Consider the following 20,932-nt stretch of genomic DNA (forward strand, 5'->3'; position numbering starts at 1 on the left):
TAAGCCGGCGGCTCAGGTGGCGGCTTTCATGGCGCGGCCGAAGTCCGCCAGCGTCGCCAGCAGCTTGGGCTCGTCATGCAGGTTGTTCTCTATGATCTTCACCACGGCTGAACCCGAGATGGCGCCGGCCGCCCCCGCCTTGATGGCGGCGCCGACCTGGGCCGGCTCGGCGATGCCGAAGCCCAACAAAGGCGGCGGGGCGTTGAATTCACGCAGCTGCGCCAGTATCTCTTCCACCGGGGTGCCCGCCTTGGAATCCGTGCCTGTGACGCCGGCACGGGACAGCAGATAAGTGTAACCCGCGCCGCTTTCACTCACCCTTTGCAGCGTGTGTCTGTCGGCGTTGGGCGGCGCGATGAAGATGGGCGCTATTCCCTGAGCCTTGGCCGCCTCGGCGAAGGGGGCCGACTCTTCCACCGGCACGTCGGCGATCAATACCGAATCTACCCCGGCGGCGGCGGCCCTGGCGTAGAAGGTCGCTATGCCGTTGGCAAAGACCAGGTTGGCGTACAGCAACAGGCCTATGGGCAACTCAGGATACTTGGCGCGAATTTGCCCCAGCATCTCGAAGCAGCTGCCCGGGGTAGTGCCCGCGGCCAGCGAGCGCAGATTGGCGCCCTGGATCACCGGGCCGTCGGCCAGGGGATCCGAGAAGGGGAAACCCAGTTCCAGCGCATCGGCGCCATTCTCCACCAGGGTGTCTATTATCTTCAGCGACAGCTCGGCCCCGGGATCGCCCAGGGTGACGAAGGGTACGAAGGCGCCGCGGCCTTCGGCCTTGAGGCGGGCGAAGGTAGCCTGATAACGGCCGTCATTGGCATTGATATTGTTCATTTTGATGCTTCCTCGTCCTGGGCTCTGGCGTCTAAGATGTCTGCAACTGTGAAGATGTCCTTGTCACCCCGACCCGACAGGTTGACCACCAGCAAGGTTTCCTTGGTGGCAGCGCGTGCCAGCTTGAGGGCGTAGGCGATGGCATGGGCCGATTCCAGCGCCGGAATGATGCCTTCGCAGCGGGCCAGCAACTGGAAGGCGTCCAGCGCTTCCTCGTCCGTGGCCGACTCATAGCTGGCGCGGCCCGTGGCATGCAAATGGGCGTGTTGCGGTCCGACCGAAGGGAAGTCCAGTCCGGCGGAGATGGAGTAAGACTCTTCGATCTGGCCTTCGCTGTCCTGCATCAGCGGCGCCTTCATGCCGAAGAAGATCCCCGTCTTGCCGTGTTTCAGCGGTGCGCCATGCATGGGGGTGTCTATGCCCTTGCCGGCCGGTTCCACCCCTATCAGCGCCACCTCAGGCTCGTCGATGAAGTCGGCGAACATGCCGATGGCGTTGGAGCCGCCGCCGACGCAGGCGATGACGGCATCGGGCAATCTGCCTTCACGTTCCAATATCTGCCGCTTGGTTTCCGCGCCTATCATGCGCTGAAACTCCCTCACTATGGTGGGGAAGGGATGGGGACCGGCGGCGGTGCCGAGCAGATAGTGGGCCTTGTCGTAGCTGCCGGACCAGTCGCGCATGGCCTCGTTGCAGGCATCCTTGAGGGTCGCCGAGCCCGAGGTGACGGGAATGACTTCGGCACCCATGAGGCGCATCCTGAATACGTTGGGGGATTGCCTGGCCACGTCCTTGGCGCCCATGTAGACCTTGCATTTGAGCCCGAGCAGGGCACAGGCCAATGCCGTGGCGACCCCATGCTGGCCCGCGCCCGTCTCGGCGATGATTTCCTGCTTGCCCATGCGCTTGGCCAGCAGCGCCTGGCCCAATACCTGGTTGGTCTTGTGGGCGCCGCCGTGGAGCAAGTCTTCCCGTTTGAGGTAGATCTTCACCATGGGATTGGGGCTGAGGTTACGGGTCAGGGTCAGCGCCGTCGGCCTGCCGGCGTAGTTTTGCAGCAGGTCGTTGAACTCGGCCTTGAAGGCGTCATCCTGCTGAGCCTCGACGAAGGCAGTTTCCAGTTGTTGCAGTGCCGGCACCAGAATTTGCGGCACATACATGCCGCCATATTCGCCGAAATAAGGGTCGAGCTTAAGCTTGGTCATACCTGTATCCTTATCTTACATTCATCTTGAGCCATGCCCATCTTGTGGTGGCCGTGTCTCTGTCGCCTATGCCTTGGGCCGCATGGGTCGGCCATCCAAGGCATGGGCCCGTTGTTCTTCAGTAGCGGCGCAGCTGCGCGAAGGCGGCGGCTATCTTCTCGGCCGACTTGATCCCGGGCGCCGTCTCCAGTCCGGAATTGAAATCCAGACCGTAAAATCCCTGGGCGTTGGCTTTCGCGGCATTCTCCTGGGTTAGGCCGCCCGCCAGCATGGCCTGCGCCTTGTCGACCCATGAATGCTGCAACACTGAAGACTGCCAGTCGAAACATTGGCCGGTACCGCCAAACTGTCCCGCCGCCCGGCTGTCGTACAAGTACCTGTCCGCCCCCTGGGGCACAGCTAGCTGCGTCTGGGCATCCGAGGTGACAGCTATCGCCTTCCACACTTGGGTTTCGCCATTACGCTCGTCGCAAGCCTCGGCCAAGGCGGCTTTAAGGGCGGCGATTTCCGGCGCGGTTTCGCTGCCATGCAACTGCACCGCATGGAGCCGCAGGCGCTTGGCCAGGGCGACTATTTCGTCCAGCGGCTGGTCGGCGAACACCCCGACAAATTTCAGCTGCGGGCCCGTTTCCCTTTGGCGGGTGACCAGCTCCAGTGCCTGCTGCGGCGTGAGCGCCCGTGGCGATTTGGGGGCAAAGATCAAGCCGCCGTAGACGGCGCCGGCCCGGGCCACGGCCTGCATGTCCTCGATGCGGGTCAGGCCGCAGACCTTGTTGTGGCCATAGATAAGTTGCCTGCAGCCGAGGTCGATATCGGCCTGGGCCATGATGGAGCTGCCCACCAGGAAGCCATTCACCAGCGGGCTCAGGCGCCGCACCTGCTTGTTATCATAGATCCCTGACTCGCTGATGATGACACGATCGGCGGGCACACGCGGCGCCAATGCTTCTGTGGTGGCCAGATCTGTGCTCAAATCCCGCAGGTTGCGGTTGTTGATGCCTATGATGGCGGCATCCAGGGCGATGGCCCGCTCGAGTTCTTCGGCGTTGCTGACTTCGGTCAGCACATCGAGGCTAAACTTGGCGGCTTCGCTTGCCAGCTGCCGATAGCGGCTATCGTCCAACACGGACAACATCAGCAGTATGGCATCGGCACCCTGATGCGCCGCGAGCCTGACTTGGTAGCTGTCGACGAAGAAGTCTTTACACAATATGGGTTGGCTGACCCTGGCTCTGACCCTGGGAATATAGTCCATGTCGCCCTGGAAGAATTGTTCATCCGTCAGCACAGAGATGCCGGCGGCATAGCGGCCATAGATGTCGGCGATGGCCTCGACATCGAACTCGTCACGGATCAATCCCTTGGAAGGGCTGGCCTTCTTGCATTCGAGGATGAAGCCGGCATCTGGGGCCTTCAGGGCCTCGAACAGGCTGCGATCCGACACTTGTGGCCTCAGGTCGGCCTCGGGGAAGCGGCGTTTCAGCTGTTCAATATGCGCCGTCTTGGTCGCGACTATGCGGGTCAACACGTTACTCATGGCGTTATTCATTCCTTCACTCATTTCTTAGCCCTCGGCCCTCGGTTTTTGCCTCTAGGCTTTGCTGCAGCGCGTCTTCCCGGCTGGCCTGTGCCAGTTGCTGCAACAGCCCGTAGGCCTTGCCGCTGTCTATGGTGGCCAGCGCCAGCGCCGTACCCGCGCGCACCGACTCGCAGACGCCTGCGATATATAAGGCACAACCCGCGTTGATGGCAACCGCATTCTTGTGGGCCGTCTTGCCCTTGCCCTGCAATATGGCCTGGGTGATGACGGCATTCTCGCTCGGCTCGCCGCCTTCCAGTTCACTCAGCTCGGCGGCAGGCACCCCCAGATCGGTAGGCGATAGTCGATACTGGCGAATTTGCCCCTTGTCGAGTTCGGCCACCTGGGTATCGCCATGCAGCGCCACTTCATCCAGGCCGCTGCCATGGACCACAAGGGCGCGCTTGACCCCGAGGGCCTCGAGCACTTGGGCTATCGGCAGTACCAGCTCAGGGCTATAGACCCCCAGCAGCATGGCATCCGGGCGCGCCGGGTTGATCAGCGGCCCCAGCAGATTGAACAGGGTGCGGGTCTTGAGGGCCTGGCGCACCGGCACTGCGTGCTTGACGCCGCCATGGTAGTGGGGGGCGAACAGGAAACACAGCCCGAGCCTGGCCAGGCAATCGCCGGCGGCCAGGGGCGACATGGTCAGCGCTATGCCGCATTGCGCCAGCAAGTCCGACGAGCCCGACTTGCTGGAGACGCTGCGATTGCCGTGTTTGGCGACCCTGGCGCCGGCGGCCGCGGCGACGAAGGCGGCGGTGGTGGAGATGTTGATCGTGTTATGGCCGTCGCCGCCTGTGCCGACGATATCCACTATGGCGGTGCCGGCGGGAAATGCCGGCCTGGGGAAAGGCTTGGCCGCCGCCAGCAGCGCATCGGCGGCGCCGGAGATCTCGGCTATGGTCTCGCCGCGCAGCTTGAGGGCCACCAGCATCCCGGCCATGGCGGCTTCACTCAGCTCGCCGGCGATCAGGGCATCGAACAGGGCGCGGGTCTGCTCCCGGCTGAGGCTATGGCCGAGGTAGAGTTCATCGAACAGCGGCTGTAAGTCGACCCGGGTTGCAGCAATGCCCTTGGGCGTGCTCTTAACTGAATTCATAGCGTCTCCCCGACAGCGGCGGTTAGATAGTCCAGTGTCTGTAACAATAGCCGACTGCCCAGGGTGGTGAGTATCGACTCTGGATGGAATTGAAAGCCGACGGCCCTGTGCTGCGGGTGCAAGACGGCCATGGGCATGTCCTCAGTGCTGGCGATGATCTTCAGGCAGTCGGGCACCCGGGTCGCGACCAGGCTGTGGTAGCGGGCCACGGGCAGCGGCGAGGGCAGGCCGGCGAAGATGCCAGTGCCCCCATGTAAGGTGGGGCTGGCCTTGCCATGGACCACAGAGGGGGCGCGTTCGACCTTGCCGCCATAATGCTCGACCATGGCCTGATGTCCCAGGCAAATGCCCAGCATGGGCACCTTGCCGGCGACGCGGGCGAGCAGCGCCATCATGGAGCCGGCCTCATGGGGCGCGCCCGGGCCGGGGGAGAGCACCAGTGCCACCTTGCCCGCCTCTTGGAGCAGCTTGCCGGCGATATAGTCGGCGTCGACATCGTTGCGATAGATGATGACCTCACAGCCAAGGCTGCGGAATTGATCTACCAGGTTGTAGGTGAAAGAGTCAAAATTATCCAATAGATAGAGTTTCATAGGCCACCTCCCATGTGAATGGCGGAGATCACCGCCTGGGCCTTCTGCCGGGTCTCGTCGGCTTCGGCCTGGGGATCCGAGTCGAATACCACCCCGGCGCCCGCCTGGATGAAGGCAAGGTCATTTTTCACGAACGCCGAACGTATGACGATGCAGGTGTCCATGTCGCCCAGGCCATTGAGATAACCCACGGCGCCGCCATAGCTGCCGCGTCTGGCCTGTTCGGCTTCGCGCACCAGTTGTGAGGCGCGCACCTTGGGGGCGCCGACCAGGGTGCCCATGTTCATGCAGGCCTGATAGGCATGCAGGGCATCGAGATCGTCACGCAGCTGGCCCGTGACCCGGCTGACCAGGTGCATCACATGGGAGTAGCGGTCGACCTTGAGCAGCTCAGCCACCCTGCGACTGCCGCTTTTGCTTATGCGGGCTATGTCGTTGCGGGCCAGATCCACCAGCATCAGGTGCTCGGACAGCTCCTTTTTGTCCAGTCGCAGCTCGAGTTCGATGCGGCTGTCGAGATCGAAGTCTATCTCGCCCGTCGCCGTCTTGCCGCGTTTGCGGGTACCGGCTATGGGATAGACCTCCACCTGGTTGCTCTTGGCCTCGTACTTGAGGGCGCTCTCGGGCGAGGCGCCGAAGAGGGTGAAGTCGGGTCCCTGAAAATAGAACATGTAGGGGCTGGGATTGCTGAGCCGCAGCGCCCGGTAAGCGCCCAGGCTGTTGGGGCAGGGCAGGCTGAAGCTGCGTGAGGGCACCACCTGGAATATGTCGCCGGCGACGATATGTTCCTTGAGTTCATCGACCTTCTGCTTGAAGCGCTCGTCGTCTATGTTGACTCTGACTTCGTCTGTGACCGGCTTAAGTTGCGCCACCGGCATCAGTGTCTGGCTGTCTTTTTGCAGCCGCGCCAGGCGCTCGGCCAGCATGGCATCGACGGCGGGGTGAAAGCCGTGGCTGACGATCTCCGCCTCCCGGGTCTGGTGGTCCACCAAGATCAAGGTCTCGGCCAGGTAGAAGAGGTAATCCGGACAGTCGTTGTCGGCATTGGCCACGGCCGGCAGCGGCTCGACCGTGTCAATCAGATCATAGGCCAGTACGCCGCCGAGGAATAAGTCCTCGAAGGCCGGCTGGGCGCCACAGTCCAGGTTTTGCACCAGCATGCGCAGGCCATCGAGCGGCGATACCGACTTGAGTCTGGCATCTTCGTCCTGGAGCCGGGTGTCCTTGTGCAGGCTGACGGTCAGCAGCTTGCCGTCATGCTCTGTGTCAGCCTGGCCGGAGCGGCTGAAGAAATGCGCTATGGGCTCGAGCAGGCTGGCGCCGTTGTCCGTCAGGGCGGTGAAGCGCAAGCGATAGCCGTCGCAGCGGATCATGAGCGCCGCATGGGTCATCAACAGGCTCTTGACGTGATCTTTGCTGTCTACTTCGGCAGATTCCAGCAACAGGGTGTGAGGCGCACCCTGGGTCAGCTGCTGATACAGGCGCAGGGGATCCGCATGGTAGGTCAGCGGCATCTTGCTGACCCTGACCTTTGCGAGCTTGGGTTGGGCAATTCCGGCATCAGGCATCTTGGCGTTCCTTGTATTCCGCTTGGGTGGCGAGTGCTATCTTCATATTCTGTCTCTTCCTGGCTGTTTTGCCCTGTCGCTGCGGACATTTTCTGTTTTACAAGGCACCATAAACAAAAAAGCCCGCATGGTTGCGGGCTTCTTCGTTGAATCTGTTCTCTTTTTCAAGGAGCACAGCATTTCACACCACCCGCTAAGTTGGGAAGTGCCACCACCAAATGATGTTGAAAGCTGTCTGTAAAGGCGTCATCGAAAAAGTCTCTTGTTTGAAAGCGCTATCTGAAAATCTGTCGCTGATTGCTATATAGAAAACCTTAGCCTGGCATCATTGTCAATTGAATATTTTTTATATCTTAATCAGGTTGGGGTATTTTGCCCCAGATAGCTGCGCTTTTTGTAACAAACTCAAGTACAATAGCCTGATGATGACAGAAACAATTTTGGCCGATCTTCACAGCCACACGACCGCATCCGACGGTCAATTGACCCCGGCCGAACTGGTTGCCAGGGCACTGGAAAAGGGCGTTGAGATGCTCGCCATCACAGATCATGACACTGTGGCCGGGCTCGCCGAGGCCCATGGCTTCAATGCCGCCCAAGCCGCGCCGCTCAAGCTCATAGATGGGGTCGAGATCTCCACCCGTTGGAACAGCTACGACATACACATAGTGGCGCTTAACATAGATGCCAAGGACCCGGCCATGCTGGCCTTTCTCGAACACCAGCGCGAACTGCGGGAGTTGCGGGCGCAGGAAATCGGCGAGCGTTTGGCCAAGGCCGGCATAGCAGGCGCCTACCTTGGTGCCAAGGCCATCGCCGGCGAGGCGGCGCTCAGCCGCGGTCATTATGCCCGTTGGCTCGCCGATAACGGCTATGCCACGGATATGCCGAGCGTGTTCAAGCGCTACCTGGCCCGCGGCAAGACGGGCTATGTGCCCAACAATTGGGGCGACATGGCCAACGCCATAGCCGTCATTCACAATGCCGGTGGTTTGGCGGTGTTGGCGCATCCCAGTGGATATAAACTCTCGGGCAAGTGGCTCAAGCGTCTGGTGCGGGAGTTCAAGGAGGCGGGTGGCGACGCCATGGAAGTGGTGCTCGGGCAGCAGACCTTGGACGACAGAGCCAATCTGGTGGCATTAAGCCATCAAAATCAATTATTAGGCTCGATTGGCAGTGATTTTCATTTCCCGAGCAACTGGATAGAATTAGGCAAAAATTTATTTCAGCCTCAGGGAATAGACTGGGTCTGGCAATCACAATCTTGGATGGAACGAACATGAGCCAGTTTTTTTACGTACACGAAGAAAATCCCCAGGCGCGGCTGCTCAATCAGGCCGTGGCTGTGTTGCAAAAGGGCGGGGTGATCGTTTATCCGACAGATTCGGGTTATGCCCTGGGCTGCCTCATAGGGGACAAGGATGCCATGGCGCGGATGGCGCGTATCCGCCAGATAGACATGGATCATAATTTTTCCCTCATGTGCCGTGACCTGTCCGAATTGGCGACCTATGCCAGCGTCGATAACCAGGCCTATCGTTTATTGAAGAGCTGTACCCCGGGTCCCTATACCTTCATCTTCAAGGCGACCAAGGAAGTGCCGCGCCGGCTGCAGTGCGACAAGAAGCGCACCATAGGCATAAGGGTGCCGGACAACCTGATCGCCCTGGCGCTGCTCGAAGCCCTGGATGCACCTCTGATGTCCACCAGCCTGGTGATGCCGGGCGCCGAGTTTGCCGAGTCGGATCCCGAACATATCCGCGATCTGCTCGAGCATCAGGTAGACGCTATCATTCATGGCGGCTACTTGGGGGAGAAGCCCACCACTGTGATAGACATGTCCGAAGGGGCGATGGACATAGTCCGTGAAGGCGCGGGCGATACCAGTCACTTCCTCTGAGCCTGCATTGACGGCATGCATGACCTATGACAATCGCTTTATCTTGATGCTGGCGGTTTAATCGGCAGGGTTTTACTGTATAATCGCGCGTTTGGCGCCGAATGACGGCTTATTGTCGTCCTGGCTTGTCGCTCTGGGTGAGAGGAAGTTTAACGGATGCAGGGCATACAACAGAGTCTACCCTTAGCCGTTATTCGGGGCCAGGCGGTCAAAGAGATGCCGGCCGACCTCTTCATTCCGCCGGAGGCGCTGGAGGTGTTTCTCGAGGCGTTCGAAGGCCCACTGGATTTACTCTTATACCTGATCCGTAAACAGAAAATGGATGTGGTGGATTTACCCATACGGCAGATCACCGCCCAGTATCTCGAATACATAGAGCTGCTTTCCGAAGCCAGGGTCGAGCTTGCCGCCGATTATCTGGTGATGGCAGCCACCCTGGCCGAGATCAAATCCCGCCTGCTGCTGCCCAAGATGCTGGCCGAGAATGAGGTGGAAGAAGATCCCAGGGCCCAGCTGATCCGTCAGCTCAAGGCCTATGAGGTGATCAAAGAGGCGTCGCAACGTCTGGATGACTTGCCCAGGTTGGAGCGGGATGTGTTTCAGGCCAGGGCCGTGCCCGCCGACGGCATCAAGCCCATGCTGGTGCCACCGGATGTGTCTCTGTTGGAGTTGGCCAGGGCCTTCGGTCAGGTGCTCAAACGTATAGATGCCAGCGAGCACCATCAGGTTAAGCGCGAACTCCTGTCGACCCGGGAGCGCATGAGCCAGATACTGGCTATGCTCAACAGTGAGGCCTTCATGCCGTTCGAAACCCTGTTCCAGCTCAGCGAGGGGCGCGCCGGGGTGGTGGTGAGTTTTCTGGCATTGATGGAGCTGGTCAAAGAACTCCTGGTCGAGTTATACCAGAGTGAACCCTTTTCGAACATCTATGTGAAGGCTTATTGAGCGATGCAGATTAATCCCATCCAATTGAAGCAGCTGATAGAGGCCAGCTTATTTGTATTGGGTAAGCCATTGTCTGTTAAGGCATTGAAAGACACGGTACTGGCACAGTTCAGTGTTTCCAGAGACAGGGTCAAGGCGGCATTGGACGAGTTACAGCAAGATTACGCCGAGCGGGGCGTGCAACTGGTGCAGGTGGCCGGTGGTTACCGCTTCCAGACCCAGGAAGTCTTGAGTCCTTATCTGCAGCCCCTGTGGCAGGAAAAGGCGCCCAAGTATTCCCGTGCCACCCTGGAAACCCTGGCGGTGATAGCCTACCGTCAGCCCGTGACCCGGGGTGATATAGAGCAAGTGCGTGGTGTGGCGATCAGCAGCCATATCATCAAGAGTCTGACCGATAGAGGTTGGATTAAAGTGGTAGGGCATAAGGAAGTACCGGGACGCCCGGCACTCTATGCCACTACATCGGAGTTTTTAGCATATTTTGGCTTAGACAGGTTAGCCGACTTGCCGTCGCTGTCCGATCCTGAGTCATTGCAGGCGCTCTTTTCAAACCTGAAAAGCGTGCCAGAACCAGCAGAAGAGCAGAGTACTAATGAGTGAAAAATTGCAGAAAGTCTTGGCCCGTGCAGGCCATGGCTCCCGTCGTGAGATGGAGGCATGGATTGCTGCAGGCCGAGTTAGTATTGACGGTGAAATTGCCGGCCTAGGCGATCGCGTCGAAGCCGATGCCAAGGTGCGTATCGATGGCCGTGCCATCTCGCTCAAATCCGCCGACGAAGTGATTTGTCGCGTGTTGGCCTACCATAAGCCGGAAGGCGAGATTTGCAGCCGTAAGGATCCCGAAGGGCGTCCGACCGTGTTCGACCGCCTGCCAAAGGTGCGGGATTCACGCTGGGTGGCCGTCGGCCGTCTGGATATCAACACATCGGGCCTGTTGCTGTTCACCTCCGACGGTGAACTGGCCAATCGCCTGATGCACCCATCGAACGAAGTCGAGCGTGAATACGCAGTGCGTACCTTCGGTGAAGTGCCCGAGGCCGCGGTGCAGCGTCTGCGCACCGGCATTACCCTGGAAGACGGTCCGGCACAGTTCGACAGCATCAAGCCGGCAGGTGGCGAAGGCATGAACCAGTGGTGGCATGTGTCATTGCGTGAAGGTCGCAACCGCGAAGTGCGTCGCCTGTGGGAATCCCAGGAAGTGCAGGTGAGCCGTTTGATCCGTATTCGCTACGGCATGATAGACTTGCCCAAGTCACTGCCCCGCGGCGGTTGGGTGGAATTGTCGATAGAACAAGTGAATTATCTGCGCCAGCTGGCGGGACTCGAGCCTGAGACCCGCAGCATGCTGGGCACAGACAAGCACAGCGTCGCCCGGGCCCAGGTGCGCAGCGCCAAGATCCGCCGTGCGGTACGCAAGCATAAGGTCACGGGCGCCAAGCCCAAGCCCAGCCGTCAGCGCAGCTGATCCTGTAGGGGTGAAAACCGCATTAAAAAAGGCCGCTTAGCGGCCTTTTTTGTGGGCCGGCGGTTTTGCAACCGCCGGCAGTGCCATTACTGGGCGTCGAATTGCTGACCGTTAACCCCTTGGGAATCGTCGCCCATGAGGTAGAGGTAGGTCGGCATCAGCTCTTGGGGGGTCTTCAGTGTCTGTGGATCTTCGCTCGGATAGGCCTTGCCGCGCATGCCGGTGCGGGTAGCGCCCGGATTGATGCTGTTGACCCTGACCTGACTGCCATCGCATTCATCGGCCAACACCTGCATCATGCCTTCGGTGGCAAATTTTGAGAAGGCATAGGGGCCCCAGTAGGCGCGGCCCCGACGACCCACGCTGCTGGAGGTGAAGAGGATCGAGGCGCTCGGTGCCTTGCGCATCACGGGCAGGAGCGCCTTGGTCAGCATCACCTGGGAAATCAGGTTAACCTTGAGCACTTCTTCCAGGGAGGCGATATCTATGTGTTCGAATGGCCCCAGGGCACCCAGCTGACCGGCGTTATGCAGCAGGCCATCCAGATGACCGAATTGCTCTGCTATGGTCTCGGCCATGTCCTGGTAGTTCTGCTCAGTGGCGCCCTTGAGATCCAGCGGCACTATCGCCGGCGTCGGATAACCTGCCTGCTCTATCTCATCATAGACGGCTTCGAGTTTTTTAACCGTCCTGCCCAGCAAGATCACGGTGGCGCCATGCTTGGCGTAGTTGATGGCGGCCGTGCGGCCTATGCCGTCCCCGGCACCGGTTACCAGTATGGTTTTGCCTGCGAGCAATTCTTTTGCAGCTTGATATTCCAACATGAGTCAATGTTTCCTCTGGGCGGTAATGCCCGCCATTTCTAGCGTCGCCGAACCAATAAACGACCGTTTCAAACAAACGACTAAATAATTGCCTTATTCGGGTCGTTCTTGTGTGACAAAATTGTAGCTAACTCAATACTTTTACGTTAACTTGGAGCCAGTTAGAGGCTAACATAAGCCTCATTGGTCATAGATATCGGGCTATTGTGACTAATTTCTTAGGGAAAACAAAATTATTACAACAAGATTTGGGGAAAAAAGATGAAAAGACTCATTTTGGGTGTTGCTATAGCATCTGCGCTGGGACTCACAGGATGTGGTGAGGATAGTTTCAACGAGGCCAGGGAAGAGGCGACCCCTCTGATACCCGCTTCCCACATGGTATTCGATCCCGCCGAAGGCGAGGTTCCTTTACCCAACGACCTGTTATTCAGCGGCACTACAGACGGCACCTTGAATATCCCAAGCAAGGCGGGAGATCCGAGTGAAGCCAATGGCGACTATACAGATCCCAAGATAGCCTTGGGTGCCCTCGATGGTTGGTCTACCACTTCACCCATTTCCATCGATGTCGAGCTCGCCAATGACAGCGAGGGCAACCCCTTGACCCTCAACGCCGCTTCCGTGGCCCAGGCCGGTGCGGTGCGGGTATTCGAAGCGACCGTCGGTGGCGCCCTGTCGTCAGATCCCGAATGTAAGGCCAAGCCCTCAGTGTCCGCCTGTAAGGTCGGCGAAGAGTTGCAGTTTGGTGTCGATTTCATCTCCACAGCCTCGGGCAACAAGGTGGTCATAGTGCCGCTCAAGCCACTCAAGGCCGGCCAGTCCTATATCTATGCGACGACCAAGTTAATCGAAGATTCCGCCAGCCGCCCCATAGAGGCATCGAGCAGCTATGGTTTGCTCAAGATGGACATAGAGACACTGCCGCTGGAAACCCCGGATCAGCTGATGCTGCAGACCCTGGTCAACAGCTATGAGAAAAGCCTGGCCGCGACTCACGGCGTCGATCCTGACAGCATCAGCTATTCGGCCCTGTTTACCACCCAATCCGTTGCCGAAGTCTACGAAACCAGCAAGCTGTTGATGGCGCAGCCGGGTTCTCCCTATGCCCCCAAATTCGTGCAGGAGCCAACCCCGGCAGGTTATACAGTGGCCCAGGCGGCAGGGTTGACGCCGGCCGATGGCAAGGCCTATGTGCTGGCGGATCTGGCCGATGTCTATACCGCGACCATAGAGATGCCCATCTATGGTACTTGCTCCTCTGTCAGTTGCCTGGACGGTGAAGGGCATCCACTGATCAATGGCCGCTGGAAGGCTCAGGGCGACAGCCCAGTGTCAGTCTTGCTGGCGTTGCAGGCCGGTACCCTGAGCCAGGAGAAGTTTATTTCCCAAGCCCAGGCCCAGAGTGTCGATCCCACCACCGCCCTGGCCAATCCCAGCCTGCTGGCGGGCAAGACCTGGCTGCTCGATGACGGTACGCCTGCGGACAAGGCCAAACACCTGACCAAGTTCAATCCGATACCTGCTATCCAGACCCATGAAACTGTGCCCGTGCTGATTTCCATGCCCAACGCCGCCAAGCTGGTCGAGTTCTACAAGGATAAGGGCGGATTCGTGCCGCCGACCTCGGGTTGGCCAACCAACATAGCCATGCATGGCCTGGGTGGCGGTAAGGAAATGTCGCTGGCCTATGCCGGTGCCTATGCCGCGGCCGGGATTGCGACCGTCGCCATCGACATGCCACTGCATGGCGAGCGCTCCTTCGATGCCGACAAAGACGGTGTCTATGAGGTGACTGCGAGCTATCCAGAATTCGGTGCTTCCATCGGCAAGCCGGCGGCCTTCGCAAACGGCAATATTTTGTCTTTCATCAACATAGGCAGTTCCCTGTCGGTGCGGGATAACTTCCGTCAGGGGATCCTGGATCATCTGGAACTGAGACTGGCCCTGACCGGCATGGCCCAAAGCCTGGCGGCGGAAGGGAAGCCACAGGTGTTCGACGTCACCAAGATCAGCGCCCAGGGCCTGAGTCTGGGTGCCATTGTCGGCACCAGCTTCTCCACCTATGCCAGCACAGGTCTGGTTAACCCCATGACAGGCGATGCCTTGCCCAATGCCTATGCCCTGAATGCGGCCTCTCTGGTGGCCCCGAGCGGTGGCCTGGCGGGCGCTTTCGTTGGCTCGGCAGGCTTCGGTCCTTTGCTGTTCAGTAACATCAGCACTTCTCCAACCTTCCTGGAACAAGTGAATGAGGCCAATACCCAAGGTTATGAGCCGGGAAGCCAACAGTATAGCGATCTGGTGAAGACGGTTTATGCCGAGTTTGTGCCTACGTTTGCGTTTGCGGTGCAGACGGCTGTCGATTCGATAGATCCAGTCAATCAGGGCGCCAGATTGGCCGCTACCGAGCTGCCGCTGCATCTGATCGAAGTGGTCGGTGACGGCGCTGCTAACCTGCCGGACCAAACTCTGCCCAACAGGGTAGAAGGCTTCCCGCTGTCGGGCACAGAGCCGCTGATCTCCGCCCTGGGTCTGGGTTGTGTCGATAGCACCAGTGTCGGCTCCGGCGCCGTGCGCTTCGCCAAGGGGCACCATAGCTCTATCGTCAGCCCGAGCGAAGTCCCTGGGGTAACGGATGGTTTCGCCGCTGCCGCAACCGCAGAGATGCAGTCCCAGGTGGTAGGTTTTGCCGCCTCGGCGGGATTGGGCCAGGCGACGATAGTGGTGGCCAAAGTGGATGAGAACGAGACGAGCGTGATCAGCCCCTGCGCCAATTGAGTTGATATCAATCCCAAAGACCCGGCTTTCGCCGGGTTTTTTTATTGCGCAATAGGCTGTTAGAATAAGGGTCAACGTCTGCCTGTATATGGCTAACATCTCTGATGGAGCTTGAATTGGAATTTTTATACGAATACGGATTATTTTTGGCCAAGGCCATCACTCTGGTGGTGGCCATATTGGCCGTGGTGGTCGGGGTACTGGCCGCGGCGATGAAACAGAAGAGCGACAAGGGCGAGCTGAGCCTGACCCATGTTTCGGATGATTTGCAGGAGCTGGCCCACTCGCTGAAACAGGAATTGTTGCCCAAGAAGCAGTTCAAGGCCTATGAGAAGGCGCGCAAGGCGGAGCTGAAAGCCAAAGAGAAGCAAGCAGAGACGCAGATAGGCAAGCGGGTCTTCGTGGTCGATTTCAAGGGCAGTCTGGATGCCGGCGAAGTCGCCTCGCTGAGGGAAGAGATCAGCGCCATCATCACCATAGCCGAGCCGGGAGACGAGGTCATAGCCAATGTCGAGAGCGGCGGCGGCATGGTACATGGTTACGGCCTGGCCTCCAGCCAGCTGGATCGCCTGCGTCAGGCCAACATTCCCCTCAGCGTCTGCATCGACAAGGTGGCCGCCAGTGGCGGTTACATGATGGCCTGTGTTGCCAACAAGGTGTATGCCGCACCTTTCGCCATAGTAGGTTCCATCGGGGTGGTGGCCCAGCTTCCCAACTTCAATCGTCTGCTGAAGAAGCATGATATAGATTATGAGCAACACACGGCAGGCGATTTCAAGCGTACCCTGACCCTGTTCGGTGAGAACACGGATGAGGGCAGGGAGAAGTTTCGGCAGGAGCTGGAAGAGACCCATGTGCTGTTCAAGAAGTTTGTCAGCCACTATCGTCCCGCACTGGATCTCGCCAAGGTCGCCACCGGCGAGCATTGGTACGGCAAGCAGGCGATAGAACTTGGGCTGATAGACGAGATAGCCACCAGTGACGATGTGATCATGGCCAAGGCCAAAGCGCATACAGTGATCAAGGTGCGTTATCAGCTGAAGAAGAAGCTGGCGGATAAGCTTGCCCACGGGGTCTCTCTGTCGGTCAACGCTATCTTCGATCGCCTGATGGAGAAGAACCGGCCTCTGTAGGCTGGGACAACGACACACTCGGCTGAGCCTGGTGCTACTTTCGGCCGAGTGTTGCAGCCAAGTGAATTTGCAACCCCTCATCTGCCGTGGGCCTCTCTGGTGTTCTTCCTCGACTCTTGAGTTCGATTCGAAGCTGAATTGACCATATAAGACAACAAGATTTACTGGCGATAAACCCAGTCACAAAACACCCCCGTCTTCCTCCGGAGCTGCCACAGGGTGTTGGACTCTCTTGGTAAGAGGCTGGCGTGAGTTCAGCCATGGAGGGTTGAGCCCAAGAGCGAACAAACGTTCAAGTTATAGCCATAAGTTCGAGCAATGAAAAAGCCTGGCGAGAGCCAGGCTTTTTTATTGTCAGGGGCGGCTAACCCGGGCCCGGGCCTTCCTCATGATCGGGAAGGCTGATACTGACGTTGCAGGGATCGCAGCCCAGCACAAAACAACAACGATAGCTGGCATTACCTGACCCCAAACCTGGGCAACAGGCGCAGATAGGCTCGGTTGACATGGTACTGCCGTTCGCGACGAGACCGAATTCGGCTATCTGTAGTCCAAGCCCGAATTTCTCTATGACTCTATTGAACTCGCCTCGAATTTCTGAGCTCACCTCGCAAAGTTTCGACTGCAATGCCTGTTCATGCTCGGACAGCTGCCGCTTCATATGGTTCGAGGAGCCGCAGCGACAGTCTGATTGCAGGGCCGCTACCTGGGTTTGCAGCCGGCCTATATCCTTGCCTATGATGTAATCATTTCCACTCATGATATTGTGCCTCATTGGATTATCGGCGAAAGTACAGAGTTTTTGAAACTGCATGTCATCCGCACAATCGCCCATGTGAAGAAGACCTCCACGACTAATGTATAAGAGGTTCTTCGGCAGGACGTCAACTTTTGGCGGCTGGGCTGGGACCCTATGGAGCGGCTAAAACGTTTTGTACCATCCCGATTAGGATCAATGCCACCGACATTTATCTGCAAGCATTGCCATGATTTCAACCATAAGTCGGTCGATTGAATCACAGGCGACGCAGTTTCATAGATCCACAGCATAGATCCGTTTCATTCAGAGACTCGCCTTCCGGCGTTCAAATTTTGCCAGAAAATTGTTGTCATGCAATCAATGCCTGTGCTCCCAGGGCTCGCTGATGATGAGCAGGTTAATTTCTACATAACAGTGGCTTGTGCTAATCTTCCGTGCATAGAACCCAGGTGCATATACACCGTTAAAATACGAGCTTACAGGAAGAAGCATGAGTACAGTTGATTACTCCAAATACACGTTGGACGAATTGTTTGATGTGCGTGCCAATATTGATAAAGAGGCTCACCCTGAGAATTATAAAGCGTTGCTGACTGAGCTTGACAATCGTAAGGAAGAAGTTGAGGCGCTGACAGAAAAAAGGCAAGAGGAGTTTATTTTTTCAATTGAGAACAGATTGAAAATACTCGGCTGGCTTCAACTGGCAACCTCACTTGGGTTTGCTATAGTGTGCATTTATTCAGCTTTTGGCACACAAACAATAGTCAATGTGATGGTTGACAGTGTTCTTGCCATTTTTAACGGACTAGCAGGATATAGGCTGTTAATGTGCAAACGTTATGGATTCGAACTTTCTTATATCAATCAAATTTTTCAGTTAGTGACAATCAATACCGGCAGCTTTTTTTTCTCATACTCAGGGCTGTGCAGCTTTATTGTTGGCATAGGAAACGGTGTTTTCGTTAAATTTTCTGTGTTCAGCCCAGGGTTTGGTGTTTTCGTCGGTGAAAACTTAGGCCAGTTCAGCGTGGGGATAGATTTAGTTGCGATATTTTTCCTGATAGTACTTAATTCGTGCAGCGAGTTGGGATTACTATCAAAAACTGACAACAAAATTAATTCAACGCCAGGCCGCAGTGAGGTTGATTAAGACATGGGACAATGTTCAAGGTGAAGGTCATGGATACGGATCAGTCTTGTTGAGTCTAAGACGGCTCAGCAAGACATATCCGCAACTCTTTGTCCTGTCTTTGTTACTGCAAACTCTTTTTCAACGCTGCATCCCTGACCACCATGGTGAGATCGTACGCTATGCTGCGGCGTAATTTAGTGAGCCAGCCCTCGACTTCCTCCTCCTTGACGGAGCAATCTCTGTCGTTACACTCGACGCGGGTTGCCGACAGCAGTTTAACCTGTAGCGTGTCCTTGTCGGCCACAATCTGGCTTTTTATCTCGTAGCCTTTATGGGTAATATTTGCAAAATAATGGCCGGCTTCATCTTTGGAAAAGGTCCATTGATTGCGCTGTAGCGATCTGCTCAAAAGGGCGTCTATGTCGCTCACATAGCCGTTGAGAGGGATAGGATCTTGATACAGGTGCAGCTCTGTTGCCATAGCCTGAACAGTAAACAAGGTGCCGAATATTAATCCTAGTGACAGCTGTTTCATTTCCATTTCCTTATAAACGTTCAATCTTGTATGCAATACTTTTCCGCAGGTTTTTGATGTAGTTGTAGTAACCTCGGCCATTCTTGTAGCAAATACCTTCGATGAGTTTTTCGCACACATAATCGCCTAAGGCATCCTGATATTTAAGCTGCACATAATTTTCATCATATTCGATACGCATGACATTGGTGTCGCCGCGATAATCAAACCGCGCCAGAATGTAACCCTCCCCCTCACCATCGTAAACCCAGGAGAAGCCTTTCGTTTCGAGCATGCCTTCTAAAATTCCATAACGGACTTTATTCAGATCAGCGCCCATGGTTGGAATTTCTTTGTGTACCGCATTGATACGGCCGTTGGACGATTTTGGCCTAACGTTCTTATCGATAATGAGTGGACTTGGAGCCGCCATCGCAGGAGTGGCTAAGACTAACGCAGCGCATAGGCTTAGCAATAAACCGGTTTTGAACATAACAAGTTTCTTTAATATGAATTTGAATAGAATATTATCATCATCAATGTGTGATGTAACTAATTAGTGCGGCTTGGAAAATATACCGGCACGATATAGGGCGCGGCATACAGAACCGAGTTATCAACTTTTTGGTTGTTATGACTGGAATGAAAATGTCTTGCTTGCTGGATATTAAATAAATATGTTGATTTAGGCCTGGAAAATTGGTGCAAGCCTCGGGTGCTGCGGCACTATGACTATGACTATGACTATGACTATGACAATGACATTGACTCCGACAGTTCGTTCGCGGCTGTCGGAGTCAATCGGGTCGAAGCATTACCTGCGGTAACTGATATGCTGATGGAACCTCAGGATAAGATCTTCGTGTTCCTTATCCATGTCTATCTCATTGGCGAAGCTGCGCAGCGCTTCTTCGACCTGGTTCATGAAGCGGCCGTAGCCGCCGTCGTCGCAATCTTTGGGACCTGCGACTATGGCGAAATGTGCCGCCTCGGCCAGTTTGTCCCCCTGCCAGTGACGGCTGAATTGCTGCTCTGTGGCATTGGGATCGAAACCTATCATCTGCAGTTCGGCCGTGCTTTCCAGGGTCTCAAACTTGCTGTTGCGCACTATAGGTGTCAGGCCGTTGGCAACCATGGCGAGGCGGCTGAGCTGCTTGGTCGACGCGGCGCTGAGGAACTTGTCTTCCAGATATTGGTACAGCGGCGTGAAGTCGGTCGTCCCCTCGGGCAAGATGCGCTGTTTGAGCTTGCGGCTCAGGGGCAGGCTGACGGTCACATAGTTCAGGGCGCTGTGTTCCTGTGGCAGTTGGCAGCCTCTGGCCTGATATCTTTTATCTATGGCCCGCAGCTTATAGCCGTAACTTTCCTTGTTGCCTTTGGCTTTGGTGAAAAAGTCGTAGGACAAATGCTGATGATCGCGGATTTTTACCGCCAGGCCAGTGGCGGGCAGCAGCGGCAGCAGGCTGTCCATGAAGTGCTGCACCTTGGCGTGAAAGGTCGCCGAATTACTGCGCAGCTCACTGCCGGTGGCGAGGAATACCAGACGCAGCTTGCGGGCCCTATGCCCAGCGGTGGCAAACAGGTTTTGTGCCTCATGGTAGGCGGGATTGTAGAAGAAGCGGATCTGCTCGGCAGTCTCGAAGCTATAGGCCTCGGTATGAAACCGCACCACGGGCAGCTTATCGTTGGCTATGACCTGTATGTTATGGATTTCCTGCTTGTCCGCCAGGGAGAAGACGGTCTGGCTCAATTGGCGATAGGCATCCTGAACATCGTCATATCCGCTCAAGAGTTCATCCGTGACTCTGATTTCGGCCAATATGTACTGATTGCTTCTGGCGTTGGTGGGGATATAGATTCTCTTTTGATGATGGTATGGCATGATGATTCCCTGTTAAAAATTAACCCGCGGTCATCCTAGCCGCGTTTGCTGACATAAATATTGCTGTAGAACAAGTTTCTGGCTGCTAGTGAGTATTTTTGTGCCTTTATTGTTGAGCCCCTGGCAGTACTTGGACAATCCAAGGTTTTACCCAGAGGCTGATCTGTTCCTGGGCGGCTTGATTGGGATGCAGGCCATCTTTTTGCATCAAGTCCGGGTTAGGCGCTATCTCCCGCATGAAGAAGGGCATCAGGGTGATTGCCTGCTCGGTTTGTATTTCCTGATACACCCGGCGGAACGCCTGGCTGTAACGCTTGCCATAGTTGGGAGGCATAAGTATGTCGCTCAGCAGCACATTGGCTCCTGTGGCCTTGATGAGCGTGATGATTTTTGTAAGATTTTTTTTCAGCTGCGCCGGTGGAAATCCCCGCAGGCCATCGTTGGCTCCGAGTTCGACCAACACCAGCTCGGGGGCGACAGAGTCAAGCAGGGCGGGCAATCGCCGCAGGGCGCCGGCACTGGTTTCGCCGCTGACCGAGGCGTTGATGATCTTATGTTCGGGCAGTTTATCTCTCAGCAGCTGCACCCAACCCTGATGTTCCGGCATGCCATAGCTTGCACTCAGGCTATCACCCAGTATTAATATAGTGGCGGCCGATACCGGCGTCGCCGTGAGCAAGATGCCGGATATCAGCAAGGCCGATATCTGCATAGATCG

General features: G+C 56.8%; 20 protein-coding genes and 1 other annotated feature. Of the genes, 8 read left to right on the forward strand and 12 right to left on the reverse strand.

From position 1 onward, the window contains the following. Nucleotides 1-12 precede the first annotated feature (12 nt). The 6 genes from trpA to LZP73_RS11780 all read right to left on the reverse strand — a co-directional run bounded on the left by trpA (nucleotide 13) and on the right by LZP73_RS11780 (nucleotide 6,881). Nucleotides 13-834: a tryptophan synthase subunit alpha gene (trpA, locus tag LZP73_RS11755; protein ID WP_234235184.1), complete on the reverse strand. Its 822-nt coding sequence runs from the start codon at nucleotides 832-834 to the stop codon at nucleotides 13-15. Continuing rightward, nucleotides 831-2,039 carry a tryptophan synthase subunit beta gene (gene trpB / locus LZP73_RS11760; RefSeq protein ID WP_234235185.1) on the reverse strand — a complete coding sequence of 403 codons (1,209 nt, stop codon included), beginning with the start codon at nucleotides 2,037-2,039 and terminating at the stop codon, nucleotides 831-833. Before trpB ends, trpA begins: the two co-directional genes overlap by 4 nt. A gap of 118 nt (nucleotides 2,040-2,157) precedes the next feature. After that, the gene (trpCF, locus tag LZP73_RS11765; RefSeq protein WP_234235186.1) at nucleotides 2,158-3,600 is read right to left on the reverse strand and encodes a bifunctional indole-3-glycerol-phosphate synthase TrpC/phosphoribosylanthranilate isomerase TrpF; all 1,443 of its coding nucleotides are present in this window, start codon (nucleotides 3,598-3,600) and stop codon (nucleotides 2,158-2,160) included. Continuing rightward, nucleotides 3,593-4,720, reverse strand: coding sequence for an anthranilate phosphoribosyltransferase (gene trpD / locus LZP73_RS11770; RefSeq protein ID WP_234235187.1), 1,128 nt, complete (start codon nucleotides 4,718-4,720; stop codon nucleotides 3,593-3,595). The genes trpCF and trpD overlap by 8 nt, the downstream gene beginning before the upstream one ends. Then, on the reverse strand, nucleotides 4,717-5,313 hold the full coding sequence (locus tag LZP73_RS11775) for an aminodeoxychorismate/anthranilate synthase component II (protein ID WP_234235188.1): 597 nt from the start codon (nucleotides 5,311-5,313) through the stop codon (nucleotides 4,717-4,719). Before LZP73_RS11775 ends, trpD begins: the two co-directional genes overlap by 4 nt. Further along, entirely contained in the window at nucleotides 5,310-6,881 is a 1,572-nt protein-coding gene (locus tag LZP73_RS11780) for an anthranilate synthase component 1 (protein ID WP_234235189.1), read from the reverse strand. Before LZP73_RS11780 ends, LZP73_RS11775 begins: the two co-directional genes overlap by 4 nt. A gap of 113 nt (nucleotides 6,882-6,994) precedes the next feature. Next, nucleotides 6,995-7,104: a sequence feature (Trp leader region), on the reverse strand. Nucleotides 7,105-7,303: 199 nt separating this feature from the next. On the opposite strand from LZP73_RS11780, the gene rnm reads away from it, so the two are divergent. The 5 genes from rnm to rluB all read left to right on the forward strand — a co-directional run bounded on the left by rnm (nucleotide 7,304) and on the right by rluB (nucleotide 11,191). After that, the gene (gene rnm / locus LZP73_RS11785; protein WP_234235190.1) at nucleotides 7,304-8,164 is read left to right on the forward strand and encodes an RNase RNM; all 861 of its coding nucleotides are present in this window, start codon (nucleotides 7,304-7,306) and stop codon (nucleotides 8,162-8,164) included. Then, on the forward strand, nucleotides 8,161-8,781 hold the full coding sequence (locus LZP73_RS11790; RefSeq protein WP_169564818.1) for an L-threonylcarbamoyladenylate synthase: 621 nt from the start codon (nucleotides 8,161-8,163) through the stop codon (nucleotides 8,779-8,781). The genes rnm and LZP73_RS11790 overlap by 4 nt, the downstream gene beginning before the upstream one ends. A 156-nt stretch (nucleotides 8,782-8,937) precedes the next feature. Next, nucleotides 8,938-9,726, forward strand: coding sequence for a segregation and condensation protein A (locus LZP73_RS11795; protein WP_234235191.1), 789 nt, complete (start codon nucleotides 8,938-8,940; stop codon nucleotides 9,724-9,726). Nucleotides 9,727-9,729: 3 nt separating this feature from the next. Further along, the gene (gene scpB, locus LZP73_RS11800) at nucleotides 9,730-10,326 is read left to right on the forward strand and encodes an SMC-Scp complex subunit ScpB (RefSeq protein ID WP_169564820.1); all 597 of its coding nucleotides are present in this window, start codon (nucleotides 9,730-9,732) and stop codon (nucleotides 10,324-10,326) included. Further along, the gene (gene rluB, locus LZP73_RS11805) at nucleotides 10,319-11,191 is read left to right on the forward strand and encodes a 23S rRNA pseudouridine(2605) synthase RluB (RefSeq protein ID WP_234235192.1); all 873 of its coding nucleotides are present in this window, start codon (nucleotides 10,319-10,321) and stop codon (nucleotides 11,189-11,191) included. The genes scpB and rluB overlap by 8 nt, the downstream gene beginning before the upstream one ends. 86 nt (nucleotides 11,192-11,277) lie before the next feature. Here rluB and LZP73_RS11810 read toward each other — a convergent pair whose 3' ends face one another. Continuing rightward, entirely contained in the window at nucleotides 11,278-12,015 is a 738-nt protein-coding gene (locus LZP73_RS11810) for a YciK family oxidoreductase (protein ID WP_234235193.1), read from the reverse strand. A 261-nt stretch (nucleotides 12,016-12,276) separates the two neighbouring features. On the opposite strand from LZP73_RS11810, the gene LZP73_RS11815 reads away from it, so the two are divergent. Continuing rightward, nucleotides 12,277-14,793 (forward strand): VolA/Pla-1 family phospholipase, encoded by a 2,517-nt coding sequence (locus tag LZP73_RS11815; protein ID WP_234235194.1) that lies wholly within the window; start codon nucleotides 12,277-12,279, stop codon nucleotides 14,791-14,793. 116 nt (nucleotides 14,794-14,909) lie between these two features. Then, nucleotides 14,910-15,926: a protease SohB gene (gene sohB / locus LZP73_RS11820; protein WP_234235195.1), complete on the forward strand. Its 1,017-nt coding sequence runs from the start codon at nucleotides 14,910-14,912 to the stop codon at nucleotides 15,924-15,926. Between the two features lie 364 nt (nucleotides 15,927-16,290). Here the strand turns inward: sohB and LZP73_RS11825 are convergent, their stop codons facing one another. After that, a complete protein-coding gene (locus tag LZP73_RS11825) occupies nucleotides 16,291-16,686 on the reverse strand; it encodes a hypothetical protein (RefSeq protein ID WP_234235196.1) in 396 nt (131 codons plus the stop codon). A 490-nt stretch (nucleotides 16,687-17,176) separates the two neighbouring features. Here LZP73_RS11825 and LZP73_RS11830 point away from each other — a divergent pair, with 490 nt between their 5' ends. Further along, entirely contained in the window at nucleotides 17,177-17,836 is a 660-nt protein-coding gene (locus LZP73_RS11830) for a hypothetical protein (protein ID WP_234235197.1), read from the forward strand. Nucleotides 17,837-17,939: 103 nt separating this feature from the next. Here LZP73_RS11830 and LZP73_RS11835 read toward each other — a convergent pair whose 3' ends face one another. The 4 genes from LZP73_RS11835 to LZP73_RS11850 form a co-directional block, all read right to left on the reverse strand. Continuing rightward, nucleotides 17,940-18,353: a hypothetical protein gene (locus LZP73_RS11835; RefSeq protein WP_234235198.1), complete on the reverse strand. Its 414-nt coding sequence runs from the start codon at nucleotides 18,351-18,353 to the stop codon at nucleotides 17,940-17,942. A 10-nt stretch (nucleotides 18,354-18,363) separates the two neighbouring features. Continuing rightward, on the reverse strand, nucleotides 18,364-18,825 hold the full coding sequence (locus LZP73_RS11840; RefSeq protein ID WP_234235199.1) for a hypothetical protein: 462 nt from the start codon (nucleotides 18,823-18,825) through the stop codon (nucleotides 18,364-18,366). A gap of 321 nt (nucleotides 18,826-19,146) precedes the next feature. Then, nucleotides 19,147-20,214, reverse strand: coding sequence for a DUF3083 family protein (locus tag LZP73_RS11845; protein ID WP_234235200.1), 1,068 nt, complete (start codon nucleotides 20,212-20,214; stop codon nucleotides 19,147-19,149). Between the two features lie 106 nt (nucleotides 20,215-20,320). Further along, nucleotides 20,321-20,926 carry an arylesterase gene (locus tag LZP73_RS11850; protein ID WP_234235201.1) on the reverse strand — a complete coding sequence of 202 codons (606 nt, stop codon included), beginning with the start codon at nucleotides 20,924-20,926 and terminating at the stop codon, nucleotides 20,321-20,323. Nucleotides 20,927-20,932 lie beyond the last annotated feature (6 nt).

The sequence above is a fragment of the Shewanella sp. AS16 genome (assembly GCF_021412365.1).
Classification (GTDB): domain Bacteria; phylum Pseudomonadota; class Gammaproteobacteria; order Enterobacterales; family Shewanellaceae; genus Shewanella; species Shewanella salipaludis.

Bases quoted from the DNA above. Each gene is read 5' to 3' on its own strand.
- trpA (WP_234235184.1), bottom strand. From the start codon at position 834: ATGAACAATATCAATGCCAATGACGGCCGTTATCAGGCTACCTTCGCC.
- trpB (WP_234235185.1), bottom strand. From the start codon at position 2,039: ATGACCAAGCTTAAGCTCGACCCTTATTTCGGCGAATATGGCGGCATG.
- trpCF (WP_234235186.1), bottom strand. From the start codon at position 3,600: ATGAGTGAAGGAATGAATAACGCCATGAGTAACGTGTTGACCCGCATA.
- trpD (WP_234235187.1), bottom strand. From the start codon at position 4,720: ATGAATTCAGTTAAGAGCACGCCCAAGGGCATTGCTGCAACCCGGGTC.
- LZP73_RS11775 (WP_234235188.1), bottom strand. From the start codon at position 5,313: ATGAAACTCTATCTATTGGATAATTTTGACTCTTTCACCTACAACCTG.
- LZP73_RS11780 (WP_234235189.1), bottom strand. From the start codon at position 6,881: ATGCCTGATGCCGGAATTGCCCAACCCAAGCTCGCAAAGGTCAGGGTC.
- rnm (WP_234235190.1), top strand. From the start codon at position 7,304: ATGATGACAGAAACAATTTTGGCCGATCTTCACAGCCACACGACCGCA.
- LZP73_RS11790 (WP_169564818.1), top strand. From the start codon at position 8,161: ATGAGCCAGTTTTTTTACGTACACGAAGAAAATCCCCAGGCGCGGCTG.
- LZP73_RS11795 (WP_234235191.1), top strand. From the start codon at position 8,938: ATGCAGGGCATACAACAGAGTCTACCCTTAGCCGTTATTCGGGGCCAG.
- scpB (WP_169564820.1), top strand. From the start codon at position 9,730: ATGCAGATTAATCCCATCCAATTGAAGCAGCTGATAGAGGCCAGCTTA.
- rluB (WP_234235192.1), top strand. From the start codon at position 10,319: ATGAGTGAAAAATTGCAGAAAGTCTTGGCCCGTGCAGGCCATGGCTCC.
- LZP73_RS11810 (WP_234235193.1), bottom strand. From the start codon at position 12,015: ATGTTGGAATATCAAGCTGCAAAAGAATTGCTCGCAGGCAAAACCATA.
- LZP73_RS11815 (WP_234235194.1), top strand. From the start codon at position 12,277: ATGAAAAGACTCATTTTGGGTGTTGCTATAGCATCTGCGCTGGGACTC.
- LZP73_RS11825 (WP_234235196.1), bottom strand. From the start codon at position 16,686: ATGAGTGGAAATGATTACATCATAGGCAAGGATATAGGCCGGCTGCAA.
- LZP73_RS11830 (WP_234235197.1), top strand. From the start codon at position 17,177: ATGAGTACAGTTGATTACTCCAAATACACGTTGGACGAATTGTTTGAT.
- LZP73_RS11835 (WP_234235198.1), bottom strand. From the start codon at position 18,353: ATGAAACAGCTGTCACTAGGATTAATATTCGGCACCTTGTTTACTGTT.
- LZP73_RS11840 (WP_234235199.1), bottom strand. From the start codon at position 18,825: ATGTTCAAAACCGGTTTATTGCTAAGCCTATGCGCTGCGTTAGTCTTA.
- LZP73_RS11845 (WP_234235200.1), bottom strand. From the start codon at position 20,214: ATGCCATACCATCATCAAAAGAGAATCTATATCCCCACCAACGCCAGA.
- LZP73_RS11850 (WP_234235201.1), bottom strand. From the start codon at position 20,926: ATGCAGATATCGGCCTTGCTGATATCCGGCATCTTGCTCACGGCGACG.